General features: G+C 48.5%; 21 protein-coding genes and 1 tRNA gene. 7 read left to right on the top strand and 15 right to left on the bottom strand.

Annotated features, from left to right (window positions below):
* Window positions 1-31: 31 nt before the first annotated feature.
* Window positions 32-565, top strand: a complete 534-nt coding sequence (locus J3369_RS09425) for a DUF2062 domain-containing protein (RefSeq protein WP_303574221.1) — start codon at window positions 32-34, stop codon at window positions 563-565.
* 111 nt (window positions 566-676) lie between these two features.
* Here the strand turns inward: J3369_RS09425 and ligA are convergent, their stop codons facing one another.
* Genes ligA through smc form a run of 3 tightly spaced genes read right to left on the bottom strand, consistent with a single transcriptional unit; the run spans window position 677 to window position 7,441 of the window.
* Window positions 677-2,722 (bottom strand): NAD-dependent DNA ligase LigA, encoded by a 2,046-nt coding sequence (ligA, locus tag J3369_RS09420; RefSeq protein ID WP_349586024.1) that lies wholly within the window; start codon window positions 2,720-2,722, stop codon window positions 677-679.
* 50 nt (window positions 2,723-2,772) lie between these two features.
* Window positions 2,773-3,951, bottom strand: coding sequence for a cell division protein ZipA (gene zipA, locus J3369_RS09415; protein ID WP_349586022.1), 1,179 nt, complete (start codon window positions 3,949-3,951; stop codon window positions 2,773-2,775).
* Window positions 3,952-3,970: 19 nt separating this feature from the next.
* The gene (smc, locus tag J3369_RS09410; protein ID WP_349586020.1) at window positions 3,971-7,441 is read right to left on the bottom strand and encodes a chromosome segregation protein SMC; all 3,471 of its coding nucleotides are present in this window, start codon (window positions 7,439-7,441) and stop codon (window positions 3,971-3,973) included.
* A 260-nt stretch (window positions 7,442-7,701) separates the two neighbouring features.
* Between smc and cysZ the strand changes: the two genes are divergently transcribed.
* Complete coding sequence (gene cysZ / locus J3369_RS09405) at window positions 7,702-8,445, top strand: sulfate transporter CysZ (protein ID WP_303574225.1); 744 nt, start codon at window positions 7,702-7,704, stop codon at window positions 8,443-8,445.
* 8 nt (window positions 8,446-8,453) lie between these two features.
* On the opposite strand, the gene J3369_RS09400 is transcribed toward cysZ, so the two are convergent.
* Complete coding sequence (locus J3369_RS09400; protein WP_349586017.1) at window positions 8,454-9,938, bottom strand: tetratricopeptide repeat protein; 1,485 nt, start codon at window positions 9,936-9,938, stop codon at window positions 8,454-8,456.
* A gap of 12 nt (window positions 9,939-9,950) precedes the next feature.
* Window positions 9,951-10,841, bottom strand: a complete 891-nt coding sequence (gene nlpI, locus J3369_RS09395) for a lipoprotein NlpI (RefSeq protein WP_349586015.1) — start codon at window positions 10,839-10,841, stop codon at window positions 9,951-9,953.
* A 109-nt stretch (window positions 10,842-10,950) separates the two neighbouring features.
* On the opposite strand from nlpI, the gene cdd reads away from it, so the two are divergent.
* Window positions 10,951-11,394: a cytidine deaminase gene (gene cdd, locus J3369_RS09390; protein WP_502877434.1), complete on the top strand. Its 444-nt coding sequence runs from the start codon at window positions 10,951-10,953 to the stop codon at window positions 11,392-11,394.
* Window positions 11,395-11,416: 22 nt separating this feature from the next.
* Here the strand turns inward: cdd and J3369_RS09385 are convergent, their stop codons facing one another.
* Complete coding sequence (locus tag J3369_RS09385) at window positions 11,417-11,707, bottom strand: DUF1244 domain-containing protein (protein WP_119501227.1); 291 nt, start codon at window positions 11,705-11,707, stop codon at window positions 11,417-11,419.
* A gap of 107 nt (window positions 11,708-11,814) precedes the next feature.
* Complete coding sequence (gene pnp / locus J3369_RS09380) at window positions 11,815-13,935, bottom strand: polyribonucleotide nucleotidyltransferase (protein WP_349586011.1); 2,121 nt, start codon at window positions 13,933-13,935, stop codon at window positions 11,815-11,817.
* 263 nt (window positions 13,936-14,198) lie between these two features.
* On the opposite strand from pnp, the gene J3369_RS09375 reads away from it, so the two are divergent.
* Window positions 14,199-14,753: an HNH endonuclease gene (locus J3369_RS09375; RefSeq protein WP_349586009.1), complete on the top strand. Its 555-nt coding sequence runs from the start codon at window positions 14,199-14,201 to the stop codon at window positions 14,751-14,753.
* Window positions 14,754-14,755: 2 nt separating this feature from the next.
* On the opposite strand, the gene J3369_RS09370 is transcribed toward J3369_RS09375, so the two are convergent.
* The 5 genes from J3369_RS09370 to J3369_RS09350 all read right to left on the bottom strand — a co-directional run bounded on the left by J3369_RS09370 (window position 14,756) and on the right by J3369_RS09350 (window position 20,965).
* Window positions 14,756-15,643: a mechanosensitive ion channel family protein gene (locus J3369_RS09370; RefSeq protein ID WP_502877433.1), complete on the bottom strand. Its 888-nt coding sequence runs from the start codon at window positions 15,641-15,643 to the stop codon at window positions 14,756-14,758.
* A gap of 110 nt (window positions 15,644-15,753) precedes the next feature.
* Window positions 15,754-17,001, bottom strand: a complete 1,248-nt coding sequence (locus J3369_RS09365; RefSeq protein ID WP_349586006.1) for a glutamate-5-semialdehyde dehydrogenase — start codon at window positions 16,999-17,001, stop codon at window positions 15,754-15,756.
* Window positions 16,998-18,107 carry a glutamate 5-kinase gene (proB, locus tag J3369_RS09360; protein WP_349586004.1) on the bottom strand — a complete coding sequence of 370 codons (1,110 nt, stop codon included), beginning with the start codon at window positions 18,105-18,107 and terminating at the stop codon, window positions 16,998-17,000. Before proB ends, J3369_RS09365 begins: the two co-directional genes overlap by 4 nt.
* A gap of 14 nt (window positions 18,108-18,121) precedes the next feature.
* Window positions 18,122-19,621, bottom strand: coding sequence for a sodium/proline symporter PutP (gene putP / locus J3369_RS09355; RefSeq protein WP_349586002.1), 1,500 nt, complete (start codon window positions 19,619-19,621; stop codon window positions 18,122-18,124).
* Window positions 19,622-19,966: 345 nt separating this feature from the next.
* On the bottom strand, window positions 19,967-20,965 hold the full coding sequence (locus tag J3369_RS09350; protein ID WP_349586000.1) for a DNA topoisomerase IB: 999 nt from the start codon (window positions 20,963-20,965) through the stop codon (window positions 19,967-19,969).
* 409 nt (window positions 20,966-21,374) lie between these two features.
* Between J3369_RS09350 and J3369_RS09345 the strand changes: the two genes are divergently transcribed.
* The gene (locus tag J3369_RS09345; protein WP_349585998.1) at window positions 21,375-21,926 is read left to right on the top strand and encodes a hypothetical protein; all 552 of its coding nucleotides are present in this window, start codon (window positions 21,375-21,377) and stop codon (window positions 21,924-21,926) included.
* 57 nt (window positions 21,927-21,983) lie between these two features.
* On the opposite strand, the gene J3369_RS09340 is transcribed toward J3369_RS09345, so the two are convergent.
* A complete protein-coding gene (locus tag J3369_RS09340; RefSeq protein ID WP_303574235.1) occupies window positions 21,984-22,514 on the bottom strand; it encodes a DUF2878 domain-containing protein in 531 nt (176 codons plus the stop codon).
* A 148-nt stretch (window positions 22,515-22,662) separates the two neighbouring features.
* On the opposite strand from J3369_RS09340, the gene J3369_RS09335 reads away from it, so the two are divergent.
* Window positions 22,663-24,282: a diacylglycerol kinase family protein gene (locus tag J3369_RS09335; RefSeq protein ID WP_349585996.1), complete on the top strand. Its 1,620-nt coding sequence runs from the start codon at window positions 22,663-22,665 to the stop codon at window positions 24,280-24,282.
* 28 nt (window positions 24,283-24,310) lie between these two features.
* Entirely contained in the window at window positions 24,311-25,615 is a 1,305-nt protein-coding gene (locus J3369_RS09330; RefSeq protein WP_349585994.1) for a DUF2254 domain-containing protein, read from the top strand.
* A gap of 2 nt (window positions 25,616-25,617) precedes the next feature.
* Here the strand turns inward: J3369_RS09330 and J3369_RS09325 are convergent, their stop codons facing one another.
* Entirely contained in the window at window positions 25,618-25,776 is a 159-nt protein-coding gene (locus J3369_RS09325; protein ID WP_119501215.1) for a YqaE/Pmp3 family membrane protein, read from the bottom strand.
* Between the two features lie 184 nt (window positions 25,777-25,960).
* Window positions 25,961-26,045: transfer RNA gene (locus J3369_RS09320), tRNA-Leu, on the bottom strand.
* Window positions 26,046-26,052 lie beyond the last annotated feature (7 nt).

Genomic DNA, 26,052 nt, shown 5'->3' with positions numbered 1-26,052 from the left:
TGGTTACTTCGGATGAAATGAAATACGGTTTATGCCAAAAAAATTTATACGACGTTTTTTACCAGACCATCAAACGATAAAGCACAATCGTGCGCTACGGATCTTCGGCACAGTTTTGCATGAGCCGAACCTGTGGCATCTGAACCGTCGTTCAGCAGCTAACGCGTTTGGTATTGGTTTGTTTTTCGCTTTCTGGCCTGTTCCGTTTCAAATGTGGTTGTCTGCCGCCACTGCTATTCCCTTCCGTGCAAATCTCCCCCTCTCTGTAGCAACCGTGTGGATCACGAACCCGTTTACCATGCCGCCAATTTTTTACGGCGCTTACAAGGTAGGTACAACGGTACTGGGTACAGAGCCCAGACACTTTGAATTACAGTTCAGCTGGAAATGGATAATTGAAAGTATCAGCACCATCGGCCCGGCCTTCCTTGTCGGCTGCGGGATCTGTTCAGTCATATTTGGTTTGCTGGGGTATTTCGGACTGAACTGGATATGGCGTTTCTCTGTGAGAAAATCATGGAATGCACGTAAAGAAGCCCGCAAACAACGGGCTTCAAAAGCATAAAACGGAATTAACAATCTTCACTAATCTTTCGGTAAGATATTTCAGCAAATTACGTCCGCACAAAAAGCTTGCCGGTATCACAGCACCGGCAAACTGTTAGCAGGTTTTAATTTATTCGCCGGAAAGATTATGTTCGCGAAGAAAATTGAGCAACTTTTCTTCATCCCACACATCAACGCCTAAATCTTGCGCTTTGGTCAGTTTTGAGCCGGCTTTTTCTCCGGCTACGAGAAAGTGTGTTTTCGCTGAAACAGAACCGGCAACTTTCGCCCCCAGCTGCTGCAGCAATGCTTTTGCCTCATTGCGTCCCATGGCCGTCATGGTACCGGTAAGTACGCAGGTCTGGCCTTCCAGAGGCAAATCCCCTGCATCTGCAACCTGAATAGCCGGCCAGTTCACACCTGCAGCAACAAGGTCATCGATAATGGCACGGTTATGCTCTTCGTGTACAAAATGATAAATGTGTGTCGCCACCACTTCACCCACATCCGGCACTTCCTTAAGGGCTTCAATGTCTGCGGCAAACAACGCATCCAGATCTTTAAAATGTGTGGCCAGATTCGACGCTGTCGCTTCGCCTACTTCCCTGATCCCCAGAGCATAAAGAAATCTGGGCAAGGTGGTGGTTTTAGCCTTTTCCAGTGAAGTAAGTAAATTCGAAGCTGACTTTTCTGCCATCCGTTCAAGACTGACCAGATCACCTAACGACAAATGAAAGAATTCAGCAGGACTTTTCACCAGTCCGGCATCCACCAGTTGATCGACAAGCTTATCGCCCAGGCCGTCAATATCGAAAGCTTTGCGTGAAGCAAAATGCTTAAGTGCCTGTTTGCGTTGTGCAGCACATACCAGTCCGCCAGTACATCTTGCTACTGCTTCGCCCTCAGCTTTCTCAACATGAGAATCACACACGGGGCAATTGGCAGGGAATACAATATCCGTAGCATCCTCAGGCCGCTTTGCCTCAACCACAGAAACCACCTGTGGTATCACATCACCGGCTCTGCGGATAACCACAACATCACCCACTTTGACACCCAGACGTTGGATCTCATCCTGATTATGAAGCGTAGCGTTAGATACCGTAACACCGCCCACAAACACAGGTTCCAGACGTGCCACAGGCGTAATAGCACCGGTCCGGCCAACCTGAAACTCCACATCCAGTAAGCGGGTCATTTCTTCCTGTGCAGGAAACTTCTGTGCGATTGCCCAGCGGGGAGCGCGGGCGACAAAACCCAGTGTTTGCTGCAAGTCTATGCGGTCAACCTTGAATACCACACCATCGATGTCGTAAGGTAACTGCTCACGCTGCTCAAGAATACGCTGATAATAAGCCAGACAACCTTTCGCGCCTTCAGCCACATCAACCTCAGGGCACAACGGCAGGCCCCAGCTACCCAGTGTTTTAAGCCGTGCACTGTGAGTATCTTCCAGTCCGAAATCCTGTGGCGAAACGACACCCAGTGAGTAGGCGTAAAACATCAGTGGCCGTTTTGCAGTAATACGGCTGTCCAGTTGCCTCAGACTGCCAGCAGCGGCATTACGGGGATTGGCAAATACTTTATCGCCCTTTTCACGTTGCCGTTCATTAAGTGCATCAAAGCCGGCCTTTGGCATAAACACCTCACCACGCACTTCGATACGGGCGGGCAAATCGTTACCTTTAAGGCGAAGGGGCACATTGCCGATGGTCTTAACGTTTTGCGTGATATTTTCCCCTGTCTGCCCGTCACCCCGTGTTGCAGCTTGCACAAGCACACCGTCTTCATACAGAATACTGACAGCCAGGCCATCCAGTTTAGGCTCACAACTGAACATTAAAGTAGAATGGTCTTTCAGGCGGTCACCAATACGTTTTTCAAAGGCGTTCAGTGAAGCTTCATCAAAGGCATTATCCAGCGATAACATAGGAACTTCGTGGGTGACCTGCTCAAAGGCGGCCAGGGGCGCACCACCTATTTTCTGAGACGGCGAATCCGCTGTCAGCAGGTCCGGATAGGCGGCTTCCAGCGATTTAAGCTCCTGCATGAGCCGGTCATATTCAGCATCAGGTACAGAAGGTGCATCTTCCACATAGTACTGGGTATTATAACGGGTGATAGTGTCGCGCAGTGTCTCTATACGACTGGCAACGGAGGCTTTATCTGTTGACATAAAGTGTCTCTTGCAAAGCGCTGCTACAGCAGGGTAACAGCGCTGATTGATCAGTGGCGGGTAATCATTCGCTTGCGTTCAAATTCGCGGATTTTTTCCATGTATTGCTGCAATCCCTGTTTGGTCAGTACACTGCGGCGACTGTCCAGAATTTGCGCATTGAATTCGTCAGCAATTTTCCGGGCTGCATTATGCATCATGTTGAATACCTGATGGGCATCAACCCCGTCGATGGGCAGGATCATGAATAATGACACACCCTGAGTAGTAAAGTTCTCCAGGTTATCAATATCGAAAACCCCCGGCTTGAACATATTGGCCAGACTGAAGAGTACTGGTCCCTTACCATTTGAATTCACATGACGGTGGAAAATATCCTGATCACCGAACTTAAACCCTAATGTGAGTAATAAAGGCAATAATGCGGCACCTGAAATAGGTTTGTCGTCCTGAGCCCGTACGTTAACAACGAGCACCTCCTGCTCCACATCCTCTGAAGGCGCAGCGCCGGACTCTGCAGCCGGCTGGCTCTGACTGTCGTCGAAATCAATTCTCATCTGGTCATCACCGAAATTCGGTTCCTGACGACGACGCAGCAAACCCCGCTTCTTAGCAACTTTCTTACTGTCAGTATCGATGTCATGGTCTGAGCTTTGTTCGTCAGACGCATTGCCTTTAACTGCCGGCTCAACTTGCTGGGCATCCAGCGTAAAATCATCAGCCTGCGGTTCATCTGCGACGGCTTTTTGCTCTTTACGGATAAGAAACTCAGGCGGATCCGGGATGAGATCGTCACCTGCCTGCTCCGGCGGAACATGCCGGCTACCCTGCATATGAGGTTTAGGGTTGGTCACCACTGAACCATACAGCTTGGTTGCCTGCGTCTGAGGTTCAGGCTTCGAAACTGTCTTTTCGTCCGCGTCTTCATTAACGGGACGGGAGATTGACGGCTCAGATTCTGCGTCACCGCCGGTGTCTGCTACAGGTTTGGCAGAAGAAACCACTCTTACCGCTCCCAGACCTAAATCATCATAACCTTTATGATCGTCGCCCTGCTCTGCAGACCAGTCGTCCTGTTCTTCTGAATTTTCATCCTGCCACTGGCCGGGTTCAATACGCTCTTTCTTGGTCGCATTGTTATTTTTTCTGATCTTCCAGATACCATGGGCGAGCACGCCAATAATAAAACAGGTACCCAGGATAAGGAGTGATAAACGTAGTTCATCCATTTAATTCGTTCGCCCTTTGTTATGCTTCGACGAAGGCCATGGCTTCATCAACATCTACGGCAACCATGCGGGAAACCCCTGGCTCTGCCATAGTGACACCTGTGAGGTGCGTTGCCATTTCCATCGCAATCTTATTGTGGGTGATATAGATAAATTGCACCGACTTTGACATTTCTGATACCAGTTTACAGAAACGCCCCACGTTGGCATCGTCCAGCGGCGCATCCACTTCGTCAAGTAAACAGAAGGGCGCCGGATTCAACCGGAAAATTGCAAACACCAATGATAAAGCGGTTAACGCTTTTTCTCCACCGCTTAAAAGGTGAATTGTACTATTTTTCTTACCGGGCGGCCGGGCCATAATTGTCACACCGGTCTCAAGCAGATCATCATCTGTCAGTGCCAGATAGGCAGAGCCGCCGCCAAATACCTTAGGAAAGAGTTGTTTCAAATCCTCATTCACCTGTTCAAAGGTTGCTGAGAAACGGGTTTTGGTTTCTTTGTCTATTTTACGGATAGCGCTTTGCAGCGTATCCAGCGCAGATACCAGGTCATCAAACTGCGTATCGAGATGCTGTTTTCGTTCCGCCTGCGTCTCATATTCTTCCACGGCCGCCAGATTCACCGCCCCCAGACGGGCAACCGCTGCGGTAGTTTTTTCCAGTTCCTGCTGCCAGCTCTTTTCATCAGCGGTGTCATCCAGTTCAGGTAAAATTTCTTTCAGAGACTGACCGGTTTCCTGCAATAATTCGAGTACCGACATGGCCCTTACACGGGCACCTTCGATATCAATTTTTAACCCGTCAATAACGGTGTTCCGCTGCTGAATTTTCACAGCAACGCCATGATGCCCCTGCTGCGCTTCCCTCAGCAGGGCTTCAACATCGCTTAACGCATTCTGCTTTTCTATACGCAACGCTTCCTGCACTTCGCGGTCTTCGAGTAATTGCGCAAGTTGTGCTTCATGCATCGCCATAGGCTGACTAAGGGACTGTTTTTCCTGTGTTAACGCGTCCTCACGCTGACAGTATTCAGCCAGCTGCATTTGGTTACGCGTTACCTGTTCGCGGTATAATTGCTGCTGATTTCGCTGCTGCTGTACAGACAGTTCAAGCTGATGTTTACGGGATTTCTGCTGCTCTGCAGACTGCCTCGCATCCTGCTGTTCGTGCTCGAACCTTTCCCGCTCTGACGACGCACTCTGCTCCTCTTCCTCCGCATCCATCAACTGCATTTCCAGCACTTCAAGCTGAGCCGTCAATGTATCAAGTTGCTCATCATCCACGGCCAGAGTCTGCTGTTGCCGGGTAAGTTCATCGCGGATTTTTTGCTGCCGCAAGGCTAACTGGGCAACTTCCTGCTTCAGCATGGCTACCTGATGTGCAGCCTGCTGTTGTTGCTGAGCAGAGCGCACCTGTGTCTGCCTGGTGATTTCAAGATGCTCTTCCGCCCGTGTTTTTTCCTCTGCGGCACTGTCTGCCTGAAACTGAAGTTCTGCAAGCTGTGCACTCAGGCTGTCAATTTCGCTCTGCAATTGCGCCATTTGCGCATGACGCTGCAGTGCACCTGCACTGTCTTCCTGTACGGTTCCTCTTAACAGCCAGTCTGCAGATATCCATTCTCCGGTTTCAGTGACTACCGATTCACCGGCAGCCAGTGTCGGCAATAACGTGCGCGCTGCCGCCAAATCAGCGACAAGACGGATACGGTAAAACAATGACGGGATGTAGCCGTCATTCAAACATGACGCCAGTGTGCCTTCTGCAGGTGGTTTGTCTGTATGAAGAGGCAAAATCCTGTGCCCCTGCGGAAAATGTTCTGCAGACGCTATGAGGGTTTCCACTGGATACTCTGCTGCCACCAGCGGGTCATTCAACCACACAGTGACTTTTTCAATCAGCGCCTCAAAACCCGGCTTTACGTTGATACTTTTCCACAGTAATGCAACACCCTCAGGGAGTTCGCCTGCTTTAGCTTCCGCCAGTTCCTGCAACGCTTCAAGGGCTGCAAAACGTGATGCCGCCTGGTCCAGTTCCCGCTGACAACCTGCCTGCGCAGCGGTTGCCGTCTGATATTGTTCTGATGCGGCATTAAGCGCATCTTTACTGATGATCACTTCATCTTCAGCTATAGCGGATTTTTCTGCGGCCAGTTCCTGCTCAGCCTGCGCCTCTTCGAGACGCTCACTCAACGTGTCATCATCCAGTGCCATCAGCTCATCATTCAATTCACTGATGCGCTGTGTTGTGCGCAGTTGCATACTGGTCACCGACTGGATCTGGCTGTGTAATCCCTGCACCTTTTGCTTAAGAGAATGATAGTGTTGTTCCTGTTCACGGCGCTTGCGGTTGTACTCCCTTAACGCAGATTCCGCAGATTCAGCCCGCTCTTCAGCCTGAAAGATCGTTTCTTCTAACATCAGCAATTCGGGCTCAGACTGTTCAAGAGACATGTCTGCCTTTTCAAGTGCCTGCTCAGCTTCCTGAAGCGACGCAGCTAACAGTTCACGGCGCTGATGAAGCTCTTCCAGTTCAGCTGAAATCTGATTGTCACGCTGCTGGCTGTGAAGGGTGTTCTGTTCAATGCGGGTAATTTGCGTGGAAATGGTGAACACAGCCTGCTGTACGTCATCCAGTGCCGTTTTAATGTCTTCCGACTGCGTGCGGTATTTCTCGATACCGGCCTCATCACCACGCTGCTGTGCAATCAGTGCATCCAGCTCATTTTGTTCTTTTGCCAGTTCACCTTCGATCTTTTCTATATGCTGCGTGTGTTTGAGCCAGCGGATGGCAGACAGCTCACCTTTCAGTTTCCGTTCACTGGCCTTCAGGGCCTTATAGCGTTGAGCGGCAGCCGCCTGACGTTGCAGCTTTTCCAGTTGCCGGCCAAGTTCCCCCCGCACATCTTCCAGCCGTTCAAGATTGTCCTGTGTATGCCGGATGCGGTTTTCAGTCTCCCTGCGGCGCTCTTTGTATTTTGATATGCCGGCAGCTTCTTCTATAAATACCCGCAACTCCTGCGGCTTTGACTCAATCAAACGGGAAATCATACCCTGTTCGATAATGGCATAACTGCGGGGGCCGAGACCGGTTCCCAGAAACAAATCGGTCACATCCCGACGGCGGCAACGGGTGCCGTTAAGAAAATACAGAGACTGGGCATCGCGGGTTACCAGCCGTTTCACGGCCAGTTCATTATACTGAGCGAATTCACCACCAATGCGACCGCTGCTGTTATCGAAAACCAGTTCAACTGAACACTGACCGACAGGTTTTCGCGCTGAGGAGCCGTTGAATATGACATCCGTCATGGCGTCGCCACGGAGATTTTTTGCTGAACTTTCCCCCAGCACCCAGCGTACCGCATCAATCACGTTGGATTTACCGCAGCCATTGGGCCCGACTATAGCTGTCATATCGCCGGGAAAAGGAATGGTGGTCGGATCGACAAAGGACTTAAACCCGGCCAGCTTAATTTTTTTCAGGCGCACAAAAACCTCTCAGGGAAAAGGAGATTCAAGTTGCCATCAGCCAAGCTGAAGAATGCCTGAAATTGCAGCATAAATAACGAGTTACCGGTGATCAGCGCATAGGAAAATTATTGTTATCCGCTGACTCTATCAAAACTCACACGCTGTAACAATTGGGTTTTCTCACCGCATGCGGATACAGGTATACTGCATGTGCATACTGGCCCGGCAATTTGAATCCGGTTCAGAACCCATTTTCAAGCGCAGCTTCAGGAGACGTAATGCAAAATAAAAGCGGACTCAGTTATTTTATGACCGGCTTTTCACTGATAAAAACAAAGGGCCTGAAACGGTTTGTATTCATTCCGCTGACGGTTAATTTGCTGCTTTTTTCCGTGGCATTTTACTTTCTGTTCGGCGAAATAGGAGAAGGCATTAGCTGGCTGATGAGCTTAATCCCGCAATGGCTGGACTGGCTTCGTGGCGTGATCAGCTTTTTCCTGTGGCCTCTTGCAGTCTTGTCAGTGCTGCTGATATTTGCATTGGTTTTCGGTACCCTCGCTAACTGGATAGCCGCTCCTTTTAACGGCATTCTTGCCGAAAAAGTTGAGCGACACCTCACTGGACAGCCAATCGGCGATGATGGTCTGCTGGACTTAATTAAAGATGTACCACGGATGCTGGGAAGAGAATTCGCCAAGTTAATCTGGTACATCCCCAGAGCCATTGTGTTTTTAATCCTGTTTCTGCTTATCCCTGTCATCGGCCAGGTGTTATGGTTTATGTTCAATGCGTGGATGATGGCCATTCAGTATTGTGACTATCCCTACGACAACCATAAAGTACCGTTTAAGGTGATGCGGGCGCACCTGGGAAAACATAAGACACTGTGTTTCTCGTTCGGCGTGGGCGTGAGCTTATTTTCCCTTATCCCGCTTGTGAACTTTATCGTCATGCCGGTGGCTATTTGTGGTGCCACCGCCATGTGGGTTGAACGTCTGAAGCCCGATTTACAAAGCCGCTGAAAGCAGTTTTAAAACGGTAACGGTTCCTCGTCGTCTTCTTCAGGAACCGTTTCTTCCGGGTCTCCCTTTCCTGCTCCCAGAAAGGCATTGTATTTATCCAGCCATTTTCCGGCCTTGCGGGTTTGCCCTGCCTTTTGAAAGGACTGAAACAAATTCATGAATACCGGACGCTGGGCTTCAGGGCGTGAAAGTTGCTGACGCCACAAAGCCATGTAGATTGGTGGAATATCACCGCTGTCATGGTGTTCAAGAAAGGTAATATGCCCGGAAGGTTTATAGGCACGGATATCGGAACGGGCGCAACTTTGTGCCGGCCAGATCCCGACACCGGGCTGCAATGCCCGCCAGTTATCCAGTGTGGAGAGAGGTGAATAGGTAATTTTGCCGTCGAAAATCAGATTCGGTGCATCCTCACTGCCGCAGTAGCGTTTTGCAGCATTTTTCCCCAGCGCATATTCATCAACAAATCCGGCAAAGTGCGCCAGCTCATGAACAAAAACCGCATAGGAGTCAATCAGGTCGAGAAACATTACACCGTTATTTACGTTGGCTTTACCCTGCTCTGCAATTATGACAGCGTGGGTTAATCCCCGCTTTTCCACCACGTTGGCAAGGGGCCTTACATCACAGCCAAGGCGTCCCTGTCCTTTCCAGTCGCCACCACAGTTAATACTATCATCCGTCAGCCACACCGGCGTATCCAGACAAATTGCCAGTGATTGCAGGCGCTTGTCTTTGCGGAATTCTGTTACGATTTCATCGGCCTTTACGATGGTAGATAACGAAGTAGCAAACAGACCTATTTTCTGGCTGCAACTTTCATCGGTTCTGGCTTTAGCCGGCACTGAGGCTGCACTGTAGGGCGAATAGGTTGACAAAATACGTCTGACCTTACCCGCCATTTCATGACCGCTGTCAGCTGCCTGAGCAATCCATTTACCGGCAGCCTTACGTTTACCGTCTGCCCACAGCAACCTGCCATACTGAAAGGCACTTTGCGGATAATCATTAGCGGTTACACGAAGCCAGGGTCTCGCTTCTTCCGGTTGGGCATGCAATAAGTACCAGTCGGCAAGTGCCGCCTGACCAGGCAAATAACCTTGTCCGGCGGCCCGTTTGAGCCAGGTTTCCCGTTTTACCGGGTCATCCGTTGTCATGGCGAAGGCAAGCTGAGCTTCGGGCACATTGCCGATAGCTGCCAGACTCATCAACCGGTCACTTTTCGCATCATCGCCGACCAGTTGATACAGTGCCCAGGCCGCATCGGCGTTATCCAGAGCAACCAGCTTATTAAGCCAGAACGCTGAACCCTGCATAGTGGCCCAGGCTACAAGGCGGTCTTCTGCTACACCGCTGCCGTTTGAGGCTGCCAGCCATAACAATGAAGCAGGGTTCGATGCGGACTCTGCATTGTGAAGGAGTTGACGGGTATCACGACCTGAGTCAGACCCTACCAGCAATATAGCCAGCAGTGCTACGATAAATCCACGCATACAGGATTCGGTTTATTCAGTATCGTCAGCGGGATGGCGCAAACGGTTCAGCTCAATTCTGGCATAACGGTGCTCCACATAATCGTACACATTGGTACTGAGAGCCAGCTTGAAATAATTTGAAGCGATCCCCTTGTTTCCCAGCGCGCTATGGTATTTACCGAGATAGAAATAAGCCTCACAAAGACGATCTGTCAGCTCTTTCTGGCTGGAGATGCCTTCGATAAGCGAATTGAGTAACGCCGTTTCACTGGATGTGCCTAAAAACAAATCAACCAGTTTCACCGCCCAGTGTCCGGGATTAAGCCCCGGCCGCACGGCGACCAGCCAGGCCCTGGCATCAACCGGATCGATATCGTGTTTGGCAAAGAATGTCCACAACACTCTGAAAGGGTCTGTTTCGTCTTTGGTCTGAAAAGTGGTGAGATCGTCGATGGCCAAATCAGCGCGACCGCCGTAGTACAGTGCAATACCACGGTTTAAAAATGCGAAGTCGTATTCCGGATCGATATCAAGGGTCGAATCAAATGCTTCGTATGCCTGAATAAAATCCAGCTGCTGCACAAAATGAATACCGATTGAATTATACGCTTCCGCCATGTCCGGCTTCAGTTGCAAAGCCTGCGTGTAATCATACTGCGCCAGACCTGCCAGGCCGACACTGTCGTACAACATACCGCGCTGATAAAGTAACTCAGCACGATCCCCGTCGGGAATAGTCGCATTCGCCAGTACCTGATTGTACCGCGCAATTGCCATTTGAGAGCGTGGATTAACCGGCGCTGGTTCTGCGAGTAACAGATTCCCCATTTCTCCTTTGGGTTGCGCTTGTTGTGAACTGGCACAGCCTGACACAGAGACCGCCAGATAAGAAAAAAAGATGAGACTAATGACTTTACGCATGTTAAAAATGGATTCACTCGCTATGAAAATGACGTGGCGCGGGCAAACTGTCTTCCTGACAGTCATCCGATGGCTGACACCATCGCCGATTTGGTAAAAAAAGTAAAGCCTGAGCCACCAGAGAGATGTAATGGAAAATAAAAGAATAACACAACTGAAAGAAACAGCCCAGGCAGCAAAGCAACATGCCCATGCCCCCTACTCCGGTTTTCATGTAGGTGCCGCCGTGCTCACCACCGGTGGCAGTATCTTTGCCGGCTGCAATGTAGAGAACGCGGCTTATCCGCTTGGTCAGTGTGCAGAAGCCACAGCCATCGGAGCAATGATTGCAGGAGGCGCCCGACAAATTAAGGCCATTGTAATAGCCAGTCCCAATGACAGCTTCTGCTTCCCCTGCGGCGGATGCAGGCAAAAAATAGCTGAGTTTGCAGGTGATGAGACACCGGTGATTCTGGTGACTGACGACGGTAAAACAGAAACCTATACTGTTGGCGATTTACTGCCCCATGCTTTTCGTTTCAGTAATTTACAGGCTGATAAAGAACACGCATAAAAAACGGCCTGCCGGCCGTTTTCTATTTTTTCTTCGCTTCCATGGCTGCGAGCTGCTCAGCGGTAGCCGGCAACTGGTGTTTTTCCTTCCACTCGCTGTAAGGCATACCGTAAACCGCTTCCCTGGCCGCTTCGTAGTCTACGTCAACACCTTCATCTGCCGCTGCCTTGCTGTACCATTTAGCCAGACAGTTACGACAGAAATCCGCAAGGATCATCAGGTCGATATTCTGCACCTGTTTATTATCATCCAGATGTTTCAGTAACCGGCGGAAGGTTGCTGCTTCAATTCTGGTCTGTTCATCGCTGGTCATATTCCACTCCTGATCATTATCCGTGTGCAACGGCGAGCCGGCAACGGACAGGTAAAAAACAAAAAGGGCGCCAGAAGCGCCCTTTTCAACAAGGTGAAAATAAAAGCTTATTCGCCTTTATCTTCTTTTGCTTCTGCAGGAGCCGGCTTTTCAAGCAGCTCTTTGATGCTCAGACGTACACGGTTCTGACGGTCAATTTCCATGACTTTCACGTCAACCATTTCGCCTTCTTTCAGGTAGTCGGTCACTTTGTTCACACGCTCGTGAGCGATTTGTGAAATGTGAACCAGACCTTCCTTACCAGGCAGAACTTCTACGAATGCACCGAAGTCTACGATACGGGTGATCTTACCGTTGTAGGTTTTGCCTACTTCGATTTCAGCGGTTACGCCTTCGATCATGCCGATCGCGATATCTGCTTTAGCGCGCTCAGTGGCGAAGATCTTGATAGTACCGTCATCTTCGATTTCGATGTTGGTATCAGACGCTTCAGTGATAGAACGAATCATCGCACCACCTTTACCGATTACATCACGGATCTTGTCCTGATCAATCTTCATGGTGTAGATACGCGGAGCAAATTCGCTCAGCTCTTCACGGTGACCGGTGATCGCCTTATCCATTACGCTCAGAATGTGTAAACGGGCTTCTTTTGCCTGTTTAAGTGCAATCTGCATAATTTCTTTGGTGATACCTTCGATCTTGATATCCATCTGCAGTGCAGTGATACCGTCGTTAGTACCGGCTACTTTAAAGTCCATGTCACCCAGGTGATCTTCGTCACCCAAAATGTCAGACAGAACCACGAAGTTCTCGTCGCTCTTAACCAGACCCATCGCGATACCAGCAACTGATGCTTTAATTGGTACACCGGCATCCATCAGCGCCAGAGAAGTACCACATACAGACGCCATAGAAGATGAACCGTTAGATTCAGTGATTTCAGAAACCACACGAACTACATACGGGAATTCTTCTTCAGAAGGCATAACTGCCTGAATACCGCGTTTCGCCAGACGACCGTGGCCGATTTCACGACGCTTAGGTGAACCGATCATGCCGGTTTCACCCACACAATATGGAGGGAAGTTGTAGTGCAGCATGAACTTGCTGTCACGCTTGCCCTGCAGTTCGTCAATCATCTGTGCGTCACGTTCTGTACCTAAAGTGGCAACAACCAGAGCCTGAGTTTCACCACGGGTGAAAACAGCAGAACCGTGAGTACGTGGCAGTACGCCAGTCGCAACGTCAAGAGCACGAACCATAGCAGGATCACGACCGTCGATACGTGGCTCACCGGCCAGGATACGTGAACGTACTACGTCACTTTCCAGATCGTGTAGCAGGTCTGACGCTTCTTTAGCGTCCTGTTCAGGATTCGCTTCCAGGATTTGAGCCAGCGCATCTCCGGTAACTTTCGTTACTGCGTCTTTACGCTCAAGCTTGTCAGAAATCTGGTAAGCAGCAGTCATACCGGCTTCAGCCAGTTCTTTTACTTTCGCTTTCAGCTCAGTGTTTTCTGCTTTAGGCGCCCAGTCCCATGCAGGGGTGTTGACTTCAGCAGCAAATGCTTTAACCGCTTCAACAACAGCCTGTGACTGTTCGTGACCAAACATTACCGCACCCAGCATTACGTCTTCAGACAGCACGCTGGCTTCAGATTCAACCATCAGTACCGCACTTTCAGTACCGGCAACAACCAGGTCAAGCTGGCTTTCAGGCTGCTCAGAGAAACGTGTATTCAGGATGTACTCGCCATCTTTGTAACCTACACGGGCTGCACCAACAGGACCGTTGAAAGGAATACCAGAGATTGCCAGTGCCGCAGAAGTACCGATCAGAGAAATAATATCAGTCGGGATTTCAGGGTTCGCAGAAAGTACGGTAACAACAACCTGTACTTCATTGAAAAAACCTTCCGGAAACAGTGGACGGATTGGACGGTCAATCAGACGGGCTGTCAGTGTTTCGCCTTCTGAAGGACGGCCTTCACGTTTGAAAAAGCCACCCGGGATTTTACCGGCAGCGTAAGCTTTTTCCTGATAGTTAACCGTTAACGGGAAGAAATCCTGATCGGCTTTCGCTTCTTTTTTACCAACTACAGTTACCATCACAGAGGTATCGTCCATGCTGGCGATGACGGCTGCAGTTGCCTGACGTGCGATAACGCCAGTTTCCAGAGTTACAGTATGCTGACCATACTGAAAAGAATGAGTAATAGGAGTCACTATTTGTCCTTTATTTTCTTTAATATATATATATTCGCTTTTGAACGCGGCGCATAGTATAGCCGCGATAATTACCTAATGCCATTATCAAATGCCTGAAAGCCGCTGACTGCCGGATTTATCTCCTTAAACTGCAAAGATTTTTTGATTTGCTGTCTGCAGGCGAATTAAACAACAAAAAAACTTGGCAATTGATTACTTTTTCATCATATTGAAATATAAAGCAGTATGCTATAAGAGTCACACATGAGGAGATGTCCCTGATGCTGGTATTAAGACTCAACAAAGCGGGTATGCCACAGGAATGGGTTTTGCCCGAAGAGGCTGCAAGGCTTTATTGTCAGGACAAAGTGCTGTTCGAACTTGGTGCGACCGCCTGTACCCTGCACGGCGGCTGGAATAATGCCGGTATCAGGAGCGAACTGACGTTGTCCAGCATTATTGCCTGCGACGGAAAAGTGACTGATGTAAGCGGAAAGGTTGCATTATGTAACCGTTATCTTTTCCGCCGGGATGATCATTTATGCCTTTACTGCGGTCAGCGTTTCAGCCCCGGCCAGCTCACCCGTGACCATATCATTCCGCGATCCCGTGGTGGTCAGGATAAATGGACGAATGTCGCCACGGCCTGCGGGCGCTGTAATCACGCTAAGGGAGCCCGTACACCGGAAGAAGCTAACATGCCGCTGCTTGCCGTTCCTTTCAGGCCAAATCTTTATGAACGCTTCTACCTGATGAACCGGCGTATTCTGGCTGACCAGATGGCTTTTCTGAGCAGTCACTTTTCACGACAGCGTAACTGGCAGGAAGGCGTTTAGCATTATTCCTCTGCTACCGTCTTGCCGGACGGGCGATTGGCTGTGGCAATTTCACTGTGCCACAGCGCCATCCAGTCTTCTGATATCTTTTGCTGTAACGTATGGGCTTCATCAATGGGGCAGAACAAAGACACGGTGATGCGAAGTTTGGCAAACTGATTGGTTTCAATTGCGATATCCGGATCGATATCAATAAACTCCGCTTCCATATGGCGTTCGATTAAACTTTTATAACGTCCGGCGACTTCACGGAAATGTTCGCAATGCTTCAGCGTCCGGATGTTAAAAGCAGGCAGAATTGCATAAGGATTTGTCTCCGGCTCCATGACCAGGGTAAAACTGTGCAGGGTGTAACGTCGCAGGAAGTTAAGATTTCTGATTGGCTGGGTAACCAGCTGGCTGTTCGGAATATACAAATGCTTACCGGTATAGGTATGGGATTCGGGATCGACTTCCAGCAGCGCGGTTTTAGCCCAGTCCATTTCCACCACTTCGCCACGGATATTGTTCATCTCAATCCAGTCACCCACGCGAAACGGCCGGGCGCCGAGGTAATAGATAAACCCCATAAAACACTGAATGAATTCGCGGGTAGCAAAAACAATGGCCACCATAAAAGCAGCAATGGAGATTGCGAGGTTCTGGATTTCGGTGGACCACACCATGATCAACAACACCAGTAAGGTTGCGTTACCCAACTGTTCAATGATGTTAATGGAATGACGTCTGTCTTCACCGGTTTTTTTACTGCGTTTTTTAAGCAAACGTAAAATGGCACGTTTGGTCAGCAAAAAAACAATGATCAGGACTGCAGACGCCGGCAGTTTGTGGGACTGGGAAAAATCGGCAACCTGTTGCCACCAGGCTTGAAAATCAACGCTGATGTCTATCATAAAACCTACGTAAGAACCGGATTAACATAAAAAAACACCGGGCTGTTGCCCGGTGCTTTGGATTATCGCAATTCAGTACCGTAAGTACAATGCGGACCAGTGAAAAGTTATGATCTCACCTGCCCTGTTCCGTTAACGAGGAATTTCTCAGCGGTGAGCGATTCCAGACCCATCGGGCCATAGGCATGCAATTTAGTGGTTGCGATACCAATTTCTGCTCCCAGCCCAAGCTGACTGCCGTCAGAAAAACGTGACGAAGCATTTACCATCACAACTGAGGCGTCTACAGCACGCTGGAAGTAGTTCGCTGCATCAGCATTTTCGGTACAAATAACTTCGGTGTGGTTACTGCCGAAATCAGCAATATGCTGAATAGCGGCATCGAAGTCTTCAACCACACGCACGGCGATTTCCAGTCCAAGGTACTCTTCGCCAAAGGCATCATCAGCAATAACATCTGCATTATCGAAGTACTGCGCACCTTTGTCATTTACATGCACTTTCACATTGTGCTCTTCAAAGGCTTTCGCTACCTGAGGTAAAAAATCACCGGCAACAGCCTGATGCACCACCAGGCCTTCCAGTGCATTACACACACCGGTACGCTGTGTTTTACCGTTCAGCAGCAGCGCCATGGCTTTATCCAGATCAGCATCTTTATCTACGTATAAGTGACACACGCCTTTAAAGTGCTGGATTACCGGCACTTTAGAATTGTCTGTAACGTAGTTGATGAGCCCTTCACCACCGCGCGGAATAATTACATCAATATAATCACGCTGCTCCATCAACTCCTGCATTAACGCACGGTCCGGATCAGGAACTACACTGATCAGCTCTTTCGGTAACCCGTGCTTTTCAAGTACATCCTGCAACAGACCGGCAATTGCCAGACTGGTATCCAGCGCTTCTTTACCGCCACGCAGGATAACGCCGTTGCCGGATTTAAAACACAGTGCACCGGCATCAGCCGTCACATTAGGTCGAGCTTCATAAATCATGCACACGACGCCTAACGGGATACGCATTTTCCTAATTTCAATGCCATTCGGACGGGTACCGATAACACGTTCCTGCCCAACAGGATCGTCCAGCGAAATAATCACTTCGATGCCTTCCGCCATAGCTTCAATGCGTTCATCATTCAGCGTCAGACGGTCAATCATAGCTGCATCCAGACCATTCTCTTTAGCCCGTGCAACTTCTTCGGTGTTGACCTGTTTAATTGACGCTGTATTAGCACGGAGAGCCGCTGCCATGTCTTTAAGCACGGCATTCTTCGTGCTTTCATCCAGTACCGCTAACTTCTGTGCGGCTTGTTTGGCATTTTTTGCTAATGTCGTAATTAAACTCATTCTTTCTCCAGATTTGCTAAATTCTTTTTCGAAATGATGGGGCCGGTTTTTTCTTCAAACTCCGACGCAAACTCATCATTTTCCTGATTGGCGATAAAGTTAAGCAGGCAACTGCTGTAATTCGAGCGTGCCTTCACCAGTTTGGTCCCGTCATCTTTTCTGACGATGATGGTGTCTCCCACCGAGAACTCACCTTTAACATCCACAATTTCTTTGCTGGTCAGCGATTCTGCATCTTCAGACAGGATCGGCGCAAATTCACTTTCTACAATCACTTCACCCAGCGCACGGGTTGTATGTCTCATCCAGTGCTCATTTTCTGCCATCGGCTTCTCATGAGCAATGAAGTGGGTACCCGGATTTTTTCCGTCCAGCAGCATATTAAACGAAAGCTCAGTAAAACCATTAATAATGAAAGTATCTATACCATGCGATACCGCTTTCTCTGCTGCTTCAATTTTCGTGCGCATGCCGCCGGTGCCCACACCACCTTCAACAGCGCCACCAGCCATGTCATAAATTCGCTGGTCGATATGCTCAACTTCCGACAGTAAAGATGCATCATCATTGGTATGCGGATTTTTATCATAAAGACCATCCACATCAGAACAAATAATTAATGCATCCGCATCAGCGGCTGCTGCTACCATCGCAGACAAGTTATCATTATCGCCAACTTTCAACTTATCTGTCGTTACCGTATCGTTTTCATTAACGATAGGAAGAATGTTGTGATCAAGCAGACTGAAAATCGTGTCCCGTATGCTCACGTAACGCTCACGGTCACGTAAATCAGCATGTGTCAGCAACATCTGTGCTGAAGGAAAGTCAAATAACCGGTCCCAGGTAGCCATCATTTCAGTCTGACCCGCTGCGGCCATCGCCTTCTTCACAGTAATATCGGTACGTTCTCCATCAGGGAACTGATGTGCACCTGCGGCTACTGAGCCTGAAGATACCAGCACAACCTGTGTTCCCATCGCACGGCATTTCACAATGAACTGTGCAATACTGAGCAGATAGTGACTGCTGCAGCCTTTACGGTTCGGTGAAATTAAAGCACTACCGACTTTAATGACAATGCGATTCCAATTTTTACGTATCATAATATCAATTTACCTTAAGATTGTTGATTCGCCAGTTCCCGGTTCGCTTCGCTGAACATCGACGATACTTCAGACGACGGGGTCTTGCCCATAGCGGAGAACAACCACAGTGTTACTGTACTTACAGCAAACCCGGGGATAATTTCGTAAATAGCACTACTCAGTGTTTTCCCGTCTTCCAGGACAGGAACATAAATCCAGAACAATACTGTTGCCGCACCACTGATAATACCTGCCAGCGCTGCATTGTGTGTCAGGTCACGTTTATACAAACAAAACAATACCAGTGGTCCGAAGGCTGCACCAAAACCTGCCCACGCATTGCTCACCAGAGACAAAATTGTATTCGACGAGTCCAGTGCCAGCAGCAACGCTGCTATCGCAACACCTGCTACACCAAAACGTCCAATTTTCACGGTGTCTGATTCACTGACCTGTTTCTTACTGACCACACGATAAATGTCTTCAGTCAGTGAACTCGCCGATACCAGTAACTGCGATGAAATCGTACTCATAATCGCAGCCAGAATTGCCGCCATCAAAAAACCGCTGATTAACGGATGAAACAATAATTGAGAAAACACAATAAAAATTGTTTCCGGATCATCAATCGCAAGGCCAAACTGATTAGCATAAGCGATACCGACAAACCCCGTTCCCAGTGCACCTGTGATGGTTACCAGCATCCACGACATACCAATATTCCGGGCGGTAGAAATTGCCTTCACTGACCGGATTGCCATGAACCGTACAATAATGTGCGGCTGACCAAAATATCCCAGCCCCCACGCCAGACTGGACACCAGTCCAATCAAAGTGATGCCTTCCCAGGATGCGGCCAGGCCAGGTATCGACTCATAAGCTGCATTATTCATCTGTGCAATACTGTCAAACTCTGTGAATGCAACAACCGGTACGAGTACCAGAGCGACAAACATAATGCATCCCTGAACGAAATCGGTCATGCTGACGGCTAAAAAACCACCCAGCAGAGTATAGGACACAACCACACCCAGCGTGATTAATAATCCCCACTGGTACTGTACGTCGAAAGCACTCTCAAACAGCTTGCCCCCGGCCACCAGACCAGCAGACGTATAAAGCGTGAAAAACATCACGATGATGGCTGCAGAAACAATTCGCACTCTTGCATCGGATTTACCGAACCGTTTCGCGAAAAATTCGGGCACAGTCAGTGAGTCATCTGCTACTTCTGTGTAAACCCGCAGTTTGGGTGCCACCAACAGGTAATTGGCCAGTGCACCGGCAACCAGACCGATAGCTATGTAAAGCGCATCAAATCCCGATAAATACATCGCTCCCGGTAATCCCATTAACATCCAGCCGCTCATATCTGAGGCGCCTGCTGATAATGCTGTAACCTGAGGGCTGACCTGCCGGCCGCCGAGTATATAGCCTGAGATATCGCTGGTAGATTGCCTGTACGCAAATAAACCAATTCCCAGCATTGCCAGAAAATACAGGGCTAAAGAGATGTAGCCTTCAAATTGCATAACCGGTATTCAGCTCCTTACTCTAAACAAATAAAGAAAAAGGCGCCGCATGCGCCGTTTTGTTTACTTGACTAATTGATTTGAGTTCTAACTATAACAAAAAAACACAATTAACTTCAAGTCTAATTATTTGAAACACTGACTTTCCGGCATCTTGCTGCCAATTTAATCATTACTGAACTCAGCAGCACTCCAGCAAGAAAATAAAACACAAGCCATTGTTTTAGAAAATATAAACAACATAAGAATAAATTAGCGCAGCTATCATACATAGCAATTCATGCCAGTTACACGCTAAAAATTGTTTTTCAGATTAAAACTACCCTGTTCAGCAAGTTGACAGTTTTATGACACAATAATTTCAGCAAGACGCTGTTCAATAGCCGAAGTGAGCTTGTTGCCTGGTTTATTCTTTTCCAATATCCCTTCGATCTCCATCAGTGTCTGCTGACGATTTTCTTCCTCTTCACACAGAGAAATTAGTTTCGGGTGAATGTAATATTGCCGGCATACTGAGGGCGTATTGCCGAGCATGGAAGCAATGTGCTTAACAAAAGTCGTATCCCAGCGCCGGCGCTGGTTTTGCAAATACAAATTCTCCACATCCGGCAGTGACAAAAGACCGAAACGGGATGCCCCCCAAGTTCTGAAATCTTTGCAGGAAAACTCATCTCCGAGACGGGAGTGAATAAAGGCATTTACGTCACCACTGTCAACGTCCTGCCAGCGGCCATCATTACCGGTGTAACGAAAAATTGCGTAACCTTGCGCCTGCGCACTGTCACACACCAGGCTGGCTAATTTCGGATCTGAGATATCTACATGACGCTCCTTTCCGTGCTTTCCGGTAAAACTCAGCGACACCGCTTTACCCTCTTTCTCAAGATGCTGCCTGCGTAATGTAGTTAATCCGAAGGTACTGTTTTGCTGAGAATAGACCTTATTACCCGCTCTCAAGCCAGTGTGGTCTAACATCAGGCAAACGAGGGCCAGACTCTTTTCGCGGGACCATCCTTTAGTGTCTACAGCACGCCAGCAGAATTGCCGGAATTCCGGTAAAGCGTCTGCAAAGTCGCTGAGTTTCGAAAATTTTTCCTGCTGACGCTGTTTATGCCAGTTATCGTGATAAATATATTGTTTGCGACCCTTTGCATCGATACCGGTTGCCTGCAGAGGTGCGGATACGTCACCCGCAATGTGTACATCACGCCAGTTAGGAGGAATTACCATTTTGCGGATGCGATTAAGCTTGCGCTTATCCTGCAGTTGCCTGCCACTCTCGTAGCAATAACTGAAGCCCTTACCTCTGCGCTGACGCACAATATTCAATTCACTTTTTTCCATGTTACAGTCCGGCCATAAAAAAAGATGGATGCTCTGGTGCGCCCTTTAACAACACTAAGTAAATAAAACTAAGCAAATAAAAAGCCAGAGCCCTTCGTGATGCTTACAGGCAACTTATGTCGCTGGTGCACAGGTTTTTTGCGGTCGGAAACACTGGTTGATGAGTCTGAATAATTTTCAGTGGTTACGAAAATTATTCAGACAAAACCTGGAAAACCTTATATTCACCTCTCCAACACTCAAGTAAGTACAATAAAAACAACAACCTGAAAAAAAGGAATAAAGTTTGAATATACCTGTCTGCACATGATTATTTGAGTATGTTGATCAGGCCCGGTGTTAAGAACTAGTTTAAGAGTGATACGTGTTGTCTTAATCCCGCTCTGAAAGGAACGTAAAGGTAAGAAATATGAGTAACAAAGCTACATTGACTGACATTCATGCGATTGTACATGCTGAACACATTCAGGTAGCTGCTGTCTATGATTCACAGCAGGATGCGCTAAATTCGATAGAGTCTGTTATCGCTGAAACCGCAGTTGAAAAAGATCAGATTACTTTGATAAACCCTATGGATCCTCATTTCAGTGAGAAACTGGAAAGAGCCAGTAGTAAAATAGGCAAAACATTATGGTCGTCTCACCTGAAACTGGGCTTTGCCGGGCTTGTTGCCGGCTTAATTGTCGCGGCTCTGCTCGTCCAGTTCGGACCGGCACTCACTAAAAACAATCCCTTATTCACGTACATCGCGCTAATCAGTCCGGGACTGTTTATCGGGCTATTCATCGCAGGACTGACAGGATTACGTCCTGACCGGCACGAAATTATAGAAACTGTCAGATCGGCTATAAAGCGCAAGAAGTACGCACTTGTTGTGAACCTGAAAAAGGGTCAACAGGTAAACAACATAAAAACGCTACTGGGTTCACGGGGACACAAGGTCACTGAAGCAATTCAGTAATACGGATGACTGAGCTGACGGATGTCTGGTCTGATTGCCCTGTCGTCCCGGCTGCAGTCAGCTCTCAGCAGCGGTTTTGCCTTCCCGGCCATTGAGAAAGGCATCTGCGTTGAGACAAAGCGGAACCGTAACGGCCCATATCGCGCTGAGTATGCCGAGGGTCAATACCGTATCAGCCGGAAATACAACGGCGCCTGCCTGTGCACCGGCGTAATAGCTCAGCGGACCTGACACGGCGCCCAACACTGCAGCAAGAGCATATCTGCCCTGCAAGTAATCGAGGCTGACACGTAACATTAAACCAAAGGCAATCCACAACGAAATAAGCCATATAGGTATCACCCAACCTTCATGATCACTAAATGCAAAAAATCCTGACCAGAGCAGCACGCCATCAATGACACAGCCATAAATGGCAATCCCTGCAGCCATTATCAGGTCCGTTTTTTTACGCGGAGACAGGATGAAAAACGCGGCAATAAGTAGCCCGATAATGGCGACATGCTCCGAGGTGTAAAGAATGGCCAGAAACCAGATAGTTTGAAACCAGACAAAGTACAACACTTTTCTTATCGCAGAGGCCGGCATAGGTTTCCTTCAGGTAATCAGGTTAAAGATAAAACGAAAGTGACAACAGTGAATATATTTCCCATGTTGCTAACAGGATTTTTAACCGTTTTAGTATTTCATTACGTAATGACAGCAGCATAGTTCAATACAGGAAAGGAGACACTTTGTGAAAATGGTGAAGTATTATCTGGCTGGCGCGATATTAGCATTTGCACTGGGTTTTCTTATTCCCTGGTGGCCTGCAGTTGTTGTTTTATGGTGGAGCGGATTTTCACTGGCAGCCGTTTCACTGGCGTACATCGTAAACTACCCTGCTCTTTTCCGTAAACGTGAAGACGGCTCTATCCCCTTCTACATCAGGTGGATATTCATCCCTTTTTTGCTCGGTACGGGAGCCTATAATGCATGGGCAAGAAAATACGACAAAGTACCTCCTATCCAAAAAATTGAGCCTCAGTTGTATCTTGCCTGCAGGTTGTCTGGTAGTGATGTCGCGGCGCTGAAAGAAGAAGGCGTGGATGCCATTCTTGATGTCACGGCTGAATTTGATGGCCTTGACTGGTCTGCGTACCAATATGATTGTGCTTATCTGAATATCCCTGTTCTTGATCATACCAGTCCGACACCTGAACAACTTACCACTGCCATAAACTGGATCCAGCAGCAAACGTCAGCAGGAAAAAAAGTCGTTGTACATTGCGCACTGGGACGGGGACGTTCAGTACTGACAGTTGCAGCCTGGTTACTGGCAAAAGATCAGACGCTCTCAGTGATGGATGCCATGAATCAAATCCAGTCTGTCAGAGAAACGGCCAGGTTAAACAAAAAGCAACTGGCGGCACTTAAGAGTGTTAAATCTGGTGGCCGGCTCAAATTGACACGTACATTGTGCCTCATCGCCAATCCGGTCGCCGGTGGCGGTAAATGGGAGCAGGAAAAAGAACATATTCTTTCAGAACTAAACCCCCATTTCAGGGTAACGGTAAGTGAAACCACCCCGGAATGCTCAGCAACGGGGCTTGCTGAGAAGGCGCTCAATCAGGGTACAGATATCATTGTCGCCTGTGGCGGTGACGGAACAGTCACTGAAGTTGCCAGTGTATGCACAGACAACCGTGCGGTGCTGGGTGTTATTCCTCTTGGCACGGCAAATGCCCTCAGTCAGGTATTCCATGGTTATATCAGCAAACTCATGCCCATTCAGACAGCCTGTGATGTCATTATCGACGGACACACCCGGGCTGTTGACACTGCAATGTGCAACGGAGAACTTATGTTACTGGTTGCAGCCGTAGGCTTTGAACAGGAAATGATTGCGTCTGCTGACCGTGAAGAGAAGAACGAAGGCGGACAGATGGCTTACTTGCGCGGTTTATGGCAGGCAATATCTGCAAACACCGACATGAAACTGGAGGTCAGTTTTGACAATGATGAAACTGAGACCATTACTACTCCGAGCTTCGTTATAGCGAATGCTGCACCGGTGACTACAGCACTGGCTCAGGGCGGCGACGAACCGGACGTAACCGACGGAAAACTGGACATTACCTGGCTGACCTCACAGGAGGACAGTGAAACACAGTTTCTTTCACTGGCCGAACTTATCTTCACGACTAAAACCAGTAAGCAAAACTCAGGGCGAATAAAACACAGACAGGTAAAAAGTATCACCGTCACCCTTCCTGAGCAGGCGAGTTATGCCATCGACGGAGAAATACGTGAAGCAGATAAGCTGGAAGTAAAAGCGATACCCGGCAACCTCACCGTACTGACGGCCCGCGATTAATTCAAACAGGAAAAGGGAAAACCTGACTATGATAAAACCTGTCACCAGCTTTGCCAGAGCAAGATGGGAAGGAATACGAGCCAGTTACTGGTTTATACCGGTATGCATGATGTTTACTGCATTTTTGCTGGGCTACACTCTGATTTACTATACGCCTGAGGTAGTGTCAGAAGCAGTATTTAAAAACCTGATCCCTCCGGTGCCTGCCGAAGAAGCCAGTGATCTTATCTCTGCAATTGCAACGTCTATCATTACTGCCACGAGTATTGCGTTCTCAATGACACTGGTCGCTCTGACCATGGCATCTTCACAGTTCGGGCCCAGACTGCTGCAAACATTTATGGACGACCGCGGTACACAGTGCGTGCTGGGGATCCTCACCTCCACCTTTATCTTTTGCTTAAGCGCACTCCACCGCATCAGTGTCAGTGACACCGATATGGTTATATCTTCAGTGCTCTCGCTGATTGTCCTTGCCATCGGTATTGCTGACACCCTGGTATTAATTTATTACATTCACCATATCGCCAGATTTATTCAGGTGGATGAAATCATTAACCGCTGTTACCGCGAGTGCACTGACAACCTGAAAAATTTATTTGCTCTGACCGACGAGGAAAAGGGCCACCATCGCCTTGCACCGGCCCTGATCAACGATAGTCCTTTCACTACGCATCTCTCGCTGGACGAAGCCGGTTATATTCAAACCATAGACTATCTCAGTTTGTTGTCCGGCGACGGTATTGACGGCGTGAAAGTGTATGTTCGTGCCGGCGATTATGTGGTACCGGGAGAAACGATCATCACTGTGCACAGCAGTGAACAGCTCAGCAGCGACAGCCGTGATTTTTATCTTTCGTGTTTTGTGCCGGGTAAGCGCAGAACATCATTGCAGGACCCGGAGTTTTCATTAACGCAACTTGTGGAAGTGGCACTCAGAGCACTGTCGCCCGGTATTAATGATCCGATAACAGCAATGACCTGTGCAGACCGTCTCACAGCCGTTTGCTTACTGATGTCCGGATGTGAATTTCCCTGTGACACGGTGATGAAAAGTGATGTCGATGTGTGGATGCAACGAAGGACTTACACCTTTGAATCTGTTCTTAACACTGCGTTTGACCAGATAAGGCAGGCGGGCTCATCTCATGTAGATGTAATGTTGCATCTTCTTGGCTGTCTCAAAACATTGAAAGAAAAGTTGCCGGAAGAATACAAAGGGACAATTCAAAAGCAGGTTGAGGCTGTCAATGACCTTGCAGCGCCACATCTGCATTGCGAAAAAGACAGGAAAGATGTTGCGGCTGCCGTGAATGCAGCCGCAACGGTCTGAACTTAACGGGTTGCGATGATATACACTGCGTGAACGATTCCCGGGATGTAACCCAGTAACGTCAGCAGAATATTAATCCAGAACTGTACCCCGATGCCGACCTGTAAAAATACACCCAGCGGAGGCAGTAAAATTGACAGTAATATGCGAAGAATATCCATAGTTTTCCCTTTCTGTTGACTAATAAATACGGTTACAAGGGATAAAGCCAGAATGATGCCAGAATGATGAGGGCAGATATAAAAAACCGGAATGTCCGCAGAGAGTTACCTCCGGCTAACCGTAAAGAAGAACAACTATTGCAGACATAAAAAAACCCCGGCGTTTAAGCCGGGGCTTTCAGTTTGGTGCGGAAAGCGGGACTTGAACCCGCACGACCGAAGTCACCACCCCCTCAAGATGGCGTGTCTACCAATTCCACCACTTCCGCAAAACTT

Source organism: Alteromonas sp. NFXS44 (assembly GCF_040148705.1).
Taxonomy (GTDB): domain Bacteria; phylum Pseudomonadota; class Gammaproteobacteria; order Enterobacterales; family Alteromonadaceae; genus Alteromonas.
The sequence above is the reverse complement of the archived record's forward strand: the minus strand, read 5'-3'. Positions and strand labels throughout refer to the sequence as shown.

Coding starts and splice junctions, on each gene's coding strand:
- J3369_RS09425 (WP_303574221.1), top strand. CDS start 32: ATGCCAAAAAAATTTATACGACGTTTTTTACCAGACCATCAAACGATA.
- ligA (WP_349586024.1), bottom strand. CDS start 2,722: ATGTCAACAGATAAAGCCTCCGTTGCCAGTCGTATAGAGACACTGCGC.
- zipA (WP_349586022.1), bottom strand. CDS start 3,951: ATGGATGAACTACGTTTATCACTCCTTATCCTGGGTACCTGTTTTATT.
- cysZ (WP_303574225.1), top strand. CDS start 7,702: ATGCAAAATAAAAGCGGACTCAGTTATTTTATGACCGGCTTTTCACTG.
- J3369_RS09400 (WP_349586017.1), bottom strand. CDS start 9,938: ATGCGTGGATTTATCGTAGCACTGCTGGCTATATTGCTGGTAGGGTCT.
- nlpI (WP_349586015.1), bottom strand. CDS start 10,841: ATGCGTAAAGTCATTAGTCTCATCTTTTTTTCTTATCTGGCGGTCTCT.
- J3369_RS09385 (WP_119501227.1), bottom strand. CDS start 11,707: ATGACCAGCGATGAACAGACCAGAATTGAAGCAGCAACCTTCCGCCGG.
- J3369_RS09375 (WP_349586009.1), top strand. CDS start 14,199: ATGCTGGTATTAAGACTCAACAAAGCGGGTATGCCACAGGAATGGGTT.
- J3369_RS09365 (WP_349586006.1), bottom strand. CDS start 17,001: ATGAGTTTAATTACGACATTAGCAAAAAATGCCAAACAAGCCGCACAG.
- proB (WP_349586004.1), bottom strand. CDS start 18,107: ATGATACGTAAAAATTGGAATCGCATTGTCATTAAAGTCGGTAGTGCT.
- putP (WP_349586002.1), bottom strand. CDS start 19,621: ATGCAATTTGAAGGCTACATCTCTTTAGCCCTGTATTTTCTGGCAATG.
- J3369_RS09350 (WP_349586000.1), bottom strand. CDS start 20,965: ATGGAAAAAAGTGAATTGAATATTGTGCGTCAGCGCAGAGGTAAGGGC.
- J3369_RS09345 (WP_349585998.1), top strand. CDS start 21,375: ATGAGTAACAAAGCTACATTGACTGACATTCATGCGATTGTACATGCT.
- J3369_RS09340 (WP_303574235.1), bottom strand. CDS start 22,514: ATGCCGGCCTCTGCGATAAGAAAAGTGTTGTACTTTGTCTGGTTTCAA.
- J3369_RS09330 (WP_349585994.1), top strand. CDS start 24,311: ATGATAAAACCTGTCACCAGCTTTGCCAGAGCAAGATGGGAAGGAATA.
- J3369_RS09325 (WP_119501215.1), bottom strand. CDS start 25,776: ATGGATATTCTTCGCATATTACTGTCAATTTTACTGCCTCCGCTGGGT.